This is a genomic window from Campylobacter sp. (assembly GCF_017646085.1).
Classification (GTDB): domain Bacteria; phylum Campylobacterota; class Campylobacteria; order Campylobacterales; family Campylobacteraceae; genus Campylobacter.
The window spans coordinates 1-2,216 of the sequence record NZ_JAGCNF010000102.1; the positions used below are offsets into that span (position 1 = coordinate 1).

A 2,216-nucleotide genomic window follows, 5' to 3' on the forward strand; every position below is an offset into this window, starting at 1 on the left:
GATGATTTGCCCCAATACTTGCAACACTAGCTAAAAATAGTGTGTTTGCATCATCTTCTTTTTCGGTATTTACTAGCTCATTATAGATAGTATAGGCTTCTTCATAGTGACCGGTAAATAGGCTTAAATATGCTAATGTGTGTAAAATATCCTTAGTATTATCAGATGAGATTTTTAAATCTTTAATGATACTTTCACGCTCTATATTTAGCAATCCTGCGATTTGTAAAAGTTTGATATATTCAGCTTTGATAATGGTTGCGCCGCCATAGAGAGTGCCTTTATCTAGTTTGGTTGTTAGGAATTTAACCTGGATATCTTTAGCGTAGTTTTTGATATTTTTTACATCAAAACGAGTAACTGAGTAGATTATATTAGTTAGTACATCGTTTGGTAGCTTTTGGTTTAATTCATCAGTAGCTAAGATTACGATATCATTTCTATCTGTAATATAGGCACATATAATGTTAAATACGATATTTAGCACACTTTCATTGTGGTTTTTATCTAGCCAATCATTTAGTGCGCCTTGATTTCCTTGAGTTAGCTGTATCATTGCTTTGTAGATATTATCTTGGTCTAGATTTGTATCTGCATCCATTGTATCCATTACCTCTTTTGTAAGGCGCTTAGCATCTCTACCTATCATTTTAGCAGCCATTATAGCGTATGCGCCAGCTATGTAGTTAGATGGGTCTAGGTGATAGCTAGTTACAAAGTGCTTATATGCTTGGGCAAAATCACCTAACTGAGCAAATGTAAGGGCTAGATTAAACTGAACAATTGAGTGGTTTGGATATAGTTTTGTAATCTCTAAAAAGTCACTATTAGCTTCTCTTAGTTTATTATTTAGCGCTTTAAAAATTGCTTTAGATAGCATTACATTAGCTTTAGATACTATACCACTAGTCTCTAGATACTCATCAGCTATACCACTTTCATCAACAAATAGGCTTAGGCCACCTTTTCTTATATATTCGATTGTTTGCTTAGGATCAAAGGCTTTGTATGGAGTGAAATAAAATAGAATTTGATAAAGGCTATTTTGGTCAAAAAATTTAGTTAAATCATAATTATTTTGGGCTAAATTTATATCAAAAAGCTCTGGATTTAAAACTGTCTTAATAGGATATGTATCACGTACAAAAGTGGAGTTAAAATCATTTAACATTTTTAAAGTTTTGGCTGCTGCGCCAAATTCTCCTGTTTTTAGATCAATTAGCGATATGGCTAGATATGTTGATGGAGCATTTTTTTCATCAACTAGCGCTCTATTTAGATACTTTTTAGCCTCTTTATACTCTCCAAGTCGTGCATGAAGGAGTCCAAGAGGCAGGCTAATATCATAATCTTCAACTGCTTTAATAGCTTTAATAGCCTCTTTATCTTCGTGAAGGTAGCTTAGGATTTTTGATCTAAGATACTCTTTTTGACTGGTATAGTATTTTGAATTTGATAAATCTAAAGTATGTAAAGCTTCTATATAGTAGCCTCTATAGTAGTTTACAAGAGCATTATAAAACTCATATAAATTTACATCACTATCTCTATTTATAAAGGCATTAGCCAAATCAATATAGTATTCAAAAAGCTTTTCATCATTAATTTCTAGTGCGCAAACGGCTAAATTTATAGCACTTACGGCTATATTTTCATTATTAGCAATAGCATCTTTAAATGAATTAATCGCATCTTTAAATAGCCCTTGATTCATCTTTGATACGCCTAAGTTGTAGTTTGATAGAGATTCGTTATAAACAGCAATATTTTCATATATTTTTAGAGCTTCGGCTTTGTTCCCGCTCTCGTAGAGTTTGTTAGCTTTGATTAACATACTATCTATTTTTGAGCTTTGGAATTTTTGAGTTATGGTTGGTGGCGTGATAAGTTTTGGCTCTTCTAGCTCTATGACTTGTGATTCTGGTTCATCTGAGCCAGAAAATGCCACAATTAAAGCAGTAATAAGTAGAATAAAAATTAAAATGCTAGCGCCAATTAGTATTAAAAGCTTTTTGGTTAGTTTAAATTTGGATTTAACCCCTTCAGACTCTTGAGGCGTCTCCTCCTTTGTCTCTTGCTTTTGCGCTTTGGCTCTCTCATCAGAAGACTCTATTGGAATTATATCTTCATTTGGGTCTTTTTCTTGGATTACTACTTCTTGTTGTTCTTTTAACTCATCTGCCATTTAAATTCCTATCAGAAATATTTTTTGAGCA

At 32.7% G+C, this 2,216-nt stretch carries 1 protein-coding gene; it reads right to left on the reverse strand.

The window, feature by feature from the left end; genetic code table 11:
* On the reverse strand, positions 1-2,185 hold a 2,185-nt coding region (locus J6V67_RS05460), incomplete at its 3' end, for a GTP pyrophosphokinase (protein WP_291859893.1).
* Between the last annotated feature and the right edge of the window lie 31 nt (positions 2,186-2,216).